The sequence below is a fragment of the Micromonospora sp. NPDC004336 genome, from assembly GCF_053602615.1.
This window is the reverse complement of the sequence record NZ_JBSGDY010000268.1, coordinates 1-5377: the sequence shown is the minus strand read 5'-3', so window position 1 is coordinate 5377 and position 5377 is coordinate 1. Positions and strand designations below refer to the sequence as shown.

The window sequence follows — 5377 nt, the reverse complement described above, 5'->3', positions numbered from 1 at the left end:
GGCCGCGGCAACGCCCGGGCCGCCGCCGGCGGCCGGCCCGCGCGCCCGGCTCGGCGCCGACCTGCCCGGCCGGTTCGGCGGCCCGACCGAACCTGCGGCGGGCCGGCCCGGCGACCTGGGTCCGTCCGTCCGGGCCCCGCTGGGCACCCCGGCCGGCCCCGCGCCCGGAACGACGCTCGGTGCCCCGCCCGGGCTCGGCGCCCCGCCCCCGGCGACGCCCACCGGGGCGGAGCCCGGGCCGACGCTCGGGCGTGGGTCGGCGGCGATGCCGGGAATCCTGCCGCCGGCGGCGCTCGCCCGGGTGGCCCCGCAGCCGCCTCCCGCCCGGTCGGACGCCGTCGCGGCGACCAGGACGCCGACGCCGGAACGGGGCGGCGACGCGGTGGCGCGCCCGGCTGCCGCCGGCGAACCCAAGCTCGTGCACGCCGACCTGTCGAAGGAACGCCGGCGCCCGGCGCGGTCCACAACAGATGGTCGTCCATCCCTGGTGGAACGACTGGCGGCTGGCTAGTCTCAGTCCGACGCGTTGCGGCTCGGCGTCTCACACGGAAGCAGGATGGTGTAGATGACTCAACCTGATGAGGTGGTCAGGGCCCAATTCCAGGACATGGATGACGCGGCCCAGTTCGCCGAGGACACCCGCAAGCAGCTGGAGAGCCTGGCGGGCGACATCCTCAAAACGCTCAACCTGCCCTGGGAAGGGCTCTCCGGCGACGCCTTCGCCGGTGAGCGCAAGAAGTTCCTCACCGCGTGGGGAAACATCAACAACGCCCTCGGCGAACTGAGCGCACTCCTCACCAACCAGATCTCCGCGGATCTGCGGACCACCGACGGCAGCCAGGCGGGCCTGCTCGACGGTGCCGGCTCGATGCCGACGGGGTCGCCCGGATCGGGCTACACCTACGTCAGCGCCGGGCTGACCAACAACTAGCGGCCGAGGCAGGAGGAGAGCAGACATGTCACAGCCCATGAACGTCCCCATCGCACAGATGCTCGGCGCCGCGGCCACCTTCCAGGCGCAGCTGGAGGAGATGCAACGCCGGCTCACCGTGCTCGAGAACTTCATGGACGAGCGCTCCCGGTCGTGGGACGGCGCCTCCAAGCTCGCCTACGCCGACCTGCGTCGCCAATGGCAGACGGGCGCGCAGCAACTCAACCAGGTCGGCCAGCAGTTCGCCGCCGCCATCGGCACCTCGGGTCGTAAGTTCATCGACGCCGAGACGCGCAACCTGGAGGCGATCTCCCGCACCCGGCGCAACTTCGCCTGATCAGCCGAGCGGGCGGTGGCGCCGCGAACGGACACGCGCCACCGCCCGCCCGAGCAGCAGCGCGACGGCGCCGAGGCCGAGCAACACGGCCCACGTCACGGCGGCCCGCCACGGACCGGGCCACCCCGGGCGAGCGGGGGTCTGCGCCAACGCCCCGGGCACGGCGACCCACGTGGGTGCGGCCCCGGCGGTCGCGGCCGGCTCGACCAGCGCCCGGTACGGGTTGACGCTGCCGTGCCCGAACGCGGCGTTGGCGGCTCCGCCGGCCGTGCCGTCGGCCGTGGCCAGCAGGCGGCGCACCACCTCCTCGTTGGTCCAGCGCGGATGCCGCTCGCGAAGCAGCGCGGCGGTGCCACTGACCACGGCCGCGGCCGCCGGAGTGCGCCCGACGACGGTGTGCCCGCCGACCCGCGCGGCCGCGACGAGCTGCTCGCCCGGTGCGACGAGATCGACGTGTGGGCCGCGCGCCGAGCCGTCCAGAAGACCGCCCGACGCGGCCAGCGCACCGACTCCGACGACGCCGTCGTACGCGGCGGGGTAGCTCGGGCCGGCGCGTCCGTCGCCGGCGGCGGCCACCACGACGGCGCCGCTCTCGACCGCCCTGGCGACAGCAGCGCGCAGGCGCGCGTCGTCGACCGCGACCGAGTAGGAGACGTGGATGACGTCGGCGCCCATCCGCGTGGCCTCGGCGACCGCCGTGGCCAGGGCGGCGGCGGAGACCGGGGCGTCGGTGGCCGGGTCGTTGTCGGCGACCCGGACGGGCAGCAGCGTGGCACGGGGGGCCACGCCGACCAGGGACGCGCCGGCTGCGGGCCGCGCACCGATCAGGCTGGCGATGGCGGTGCCGTGCCCCTGCCGGTGACAGTCGAGCGTGCCTCCCGACCGGCCGGCCGGCACGTCCCAGCCGGCCCGGACGGCCTTCGCCAACTGCGGGTGGCGCCGGTCCGTGCCGGAGTCGACGACGGCCACCCGGACGCCCGCGCCGGTGGCGAGCCGGTGCACCCTGGGCAGGTCGAGCAGCCGGTGGGCCCACGACGCCACCGCGATCTTCGGCGCGGCGACCGGTTCGACCTGGTAGCCGCAGGGGCCGGCGTGCGCCACCGCGGGGGAGAGCGCCGCCATCGATGCCGCCAGAAGTGTGACCGCCGCCAGTCGCCGTATCACCGGATGCTCCTCTCCGCCGCGCTGTGGCGCCGTGGGGGCGGGTGTCGGCCCGGCGGTGCGGTGTCTGTCGTGTCGAAAACGAATCTAGTGCTCGCGACTGTCCTATGACTACAGTCGTCGCATGCCCGCGAACGAGGATCTGCTGGAGTCGATGCGCGCGCGGGCGCGCGACCTCACCGGCCAGCTGCAACGCATGACCGACGCGATGGGCGGCCTGCAGGAGAAGATCGGGCAGGTCTCCGTGACCGCGGTTTCCCGCGACGGCCTGGTCCGGGCGACTGTCGGCAGTGACGGCAGGCCGCGCGACCTGCACCTTGACGCGCGCATCTACCACGACGCCGATGCCACCGCGCTCGCCCGCACGATCCTGGACACCATCGAGGTGGCGGCGGCGGAGGCCGCGGATCAGGTCAGGGAGATCTGCCGCCCCTACGTCGACGCGCAGACCTTCGACTCGTACGCATCAGGTGATCTCACGCAGGTGATGGAGCGGATGCGCCAGCGCCTACCGTTCACGGAGGAGTAGACATGGCCGACAGCCGGCTTGGGGCGGGTGCCCGCGAGGCGATGGCGGACCTGGACGCCCGCGCCGCGCGACACCAGGAAGCCGTGAGCGCACAGGTGGAACGGATCCGGGCCGTCCCGGTCGTGCTCGGCGGCGGCGAGGTCGCCGCCGAGCTGCAGCGGATCATCACCGGGGCCGACGAAACCGCCGGCGTCGCGGCGGATCTCCTCGACACCACCAAGGCCGACACCACCACCGCCGTGAACGCCGTCGACGGGCTCCTCGAAACGGACCGGTCCGCCGTCGACCCGCTCACGATCCGCGTGTGACCACTCGGTGGGAGTGCAGAAGCCGGACCTTGGCGTCTGGGACTGGGTGTGGGACGCCGTCACGCTCGTCGGCGGGGGGTCGACCTGGCCGGACACCGACGAGGACAGCATCCGGCAGTACGCGCGCGAATGGCTGGCCCTCGCCCAGCTGCTGAATCAGGCCGGGCAGGATCTCGCGCCCGCGGTGACCGATCTGGGCAACCTGTGGGGCGGCCCGTCGGCGGCGCAGTTCCAGAACCACTGGCGTTACAAGTTCGAGAACGTCATGCCGAAGCTCACCGGCGGGGCGGAGGACGTCGCCTCGGTGATGGACCAGGCCGCCCGGGCGATCGAGCACGAGAAACTCACCATCGTCATCTCCGTCATCTGGTGCTGCGTCGAGTTGGCCATCATCGCGCTCGCGATGATCTTCAGCTCCGGGTTCGCGGCCGCCGCCGCGTCAGGGCCGATCCTCGCCACCCGGGCGGCCACCCAGGCCGCCTACCGCCTCCTGGTGGGCAGCCTCCGGGAGAACGTCCTTGTCCGGATCGTCCGGGAGGCGTTCGTCGAGTCGCTCCAGGAGGCCACCTCCGACGGCACCGCCCAGGTCATCCAGGTCGTCGAGGGCAACCGCGAGAGCATCGACGTCACCCACGTGCAGCAGTCGGCGAAGTGGGGCGCGGTCGGCGGAGGGATCGGCGAAGCTCTCACGCCCGCGCTCGTCGGGCTGCGCGAGATGACCCGAGGGATCGACACACCGGCCCTGCGCTGGGGCGCCCAGACCCTCGCCGAGGGCCTGCACGACCAGGTCACCAACAACCTGACCAACTACCTGGCGGTGGGCTTCGAGCGGGGAGACTGGACGCCCAGCACCGACAACCTGGCCGCTGCGGCCGGTCGCTTCGGTGTCGGCGTGGTCACCGGTGGGCTGCGCGAGCAGATCGGCAACCAGTACCACGCGAGGATCCAGGAATTCATCGGCCTGCGAGAGCCAGGAACCGGCCCCGACGTCAACCCGGCCGGCCCCGGCCCCACACCGGGCGACCCTGGTGCCCCCGGCGAGGCCGGTGGCCCGGCCGCCGGGGCTCCGGCGGGCCCCGCCGCGCCTGGCGTGCCGGGCGGTCCTGCGGCGCCGGCCGGCCCCGGTGCGCCGGGTGGCCCTGCGGCGCCGGCTGGTCCTGCGGCGCCGGCTGGTCCTGCGGCGTTGGGTGGTCCTGGTGCGCCGGCTGGTCCTGCGGCGCCGGGTGGTCCTGCGGCGTTGGGTGGTCCTGGTGCGCCGGCCGGTCCCGCGGCGCCGGGTGATCCTGCGGCGCCGGCTGGCCCTGTCGCACCGGACGGTCCTGTCGCGCCAAGGGATGCCGGCGGTGCCGACGCGTCGGTGGGACCGGTCGCTCCGGTCGAGGGGCCCGGCGCCCAGGGACCCAATGAGAGCGGCACGACGCCCGCCCTGGGCGTCGGTCCGGTCGACGCTGATGGTCCAGGTGACGCTGCGGCTGTGCCGGCGCCGGCCCGCACCGAAACGGACGCCCTGACCGGCGCCACAGAGCAGGGCGACAACACCGGCACCGGTGCGCTGACGGCGCCGCAGAACGCCCCGCCCGCGTCTCTCGCCGAGTTCGGCGATGTGCCGAGCCCTCGAGCCGAGCAACCCGGACCGCTGGGGCAGCCCGGTGACGCCGCGGTCACCAGCGACGCGCAGACCCCATCGACGCCTCCGGGCCAGCCGGCGACGGCGCCGCAGCCGTCCGCCGAGCCATCGTCAACGCGGGAACCGACCGGTGTCACACCCGGCATCGTCGGTGCCCGGCCGGGGGCGGCGCCGGCCGGCGGCGTGCCGAGCCAGGCCGGCATCGTCCAGGGCAACGTGCTGTTCCCGGTAGGGAACATCGGGAGCGGTGGGCCGCGGCCGTCGGCAGGCACACCGGCCACCGGCGGGAGCAGGCAGCCGTCCATCGAGCAGCCGGCACCGGTCGAGGCCACCACGGCCGTCGGCGCCTCGGAGGCACCGCCGGGGCACGCCGACAGCACCGACCCCGCGTCAACGCCCACGCCGTCGGCCGGTGCCACGCTCACGCCGCCGGCGGTTGCTGCGTCCACGCCGTCCGCCCGCCGCCGGGTCGCCGCCCCCGCCC

6 protein-coding genes and 1 pseudogene are annotated in these 5377 nt (G+C 74.7%); 6 read left to right on the top strand and 1 reads right to left on the bottom strand.

Going from position 1 to position 5377, the window contains the following annotated elements; all coding sequences use genetic code 11:
* From ACWENR_RS29350 to ACWENR_RS29340, 3 genes and pseudogenes are all read left to right on the top strand, one after another.
* A pseudogene (locus ACWENR_RS29350) lies at window positions 1-511 on the top strand (hypothetical protein); the annotation flags it as partial.
* 54 nt (window positions 512-565) lie between these two features.
* Window positions 566-931, top strand: a complete 366-nt coding sequence (locus tag ACWENR_RS29345) for a WXG100 family type VII secretion target (protein ID WP_452280194.1) — start codon at window positions 566-568, stop codon at window positions 929-931.
* Between the two features lie 25 nt (window positions 932-956).
* A complete protein-coding gene (locus ACWENR_RS29340; RefSeq protein WP_452280193.1) occupies window positions 957-1268 on the top strand; it encodes a WXG100 family type VII secretion target in 312 nt (103 codons plus the stop codon).
* Here ACWENR_RS29340 and ACWENR_RS29335 read toward each other — a convergent pair whose 3' ends face one another.
* Window positions 1269-2432: a S8 family serine peptidase gene (locus ACWENR_RS29335; RefSeq protein WP_452280192.1), complete on the bottom strand. Its 1164-nt coding sequence runs from the start codon at window positions 2430-2432 to the stop codon at window positions 1269-1271. It lies immediately after the preceding gene.
* A 121-nt stretch (window positions 2433-2553) separates the two neighbouring features.
* Between ACWENR_RS29335 and ACWENR_RS29330 the strand changes: the two genes are divergently transcribed.
* The 3 genes from ACWENR_RS29330 to ACWENR_RS29320 form a co-directional block, all read left to right on the top strand.
* Window positions 2554-2958, top strand: a complete 405-nt coding sequence (locus tag ACWENR_RS29330) for a YbaB/EbfC family nucleoid-associated protein (protein WP_452280191.1) — start codon at window positions 2554-2556, stop codon at window positions 2956-2958.
* Window positions 2959-2960: 2 nt separating this feature from the next.
* On the top strand, window positions 2961-3266 hold the full coding sequence (locus ACWENR_RS29325) for a hypothetical protein (protein WP_452280190.1): 306 nt from the start codon (window positions 2961-2963) through the stop codon (window positions 3264-3266).
* 7 nt (window positions 3267-3273) lie between these two features.
* A partial coding sequence (locus tag ACWENR_RS29320) for a WXG100-like domain-containing protein (RefSeq protein ID WP_452280189.1) occupies window positions 3274-5377 on the top strand: 2104 nt, incomplete at its 3' end.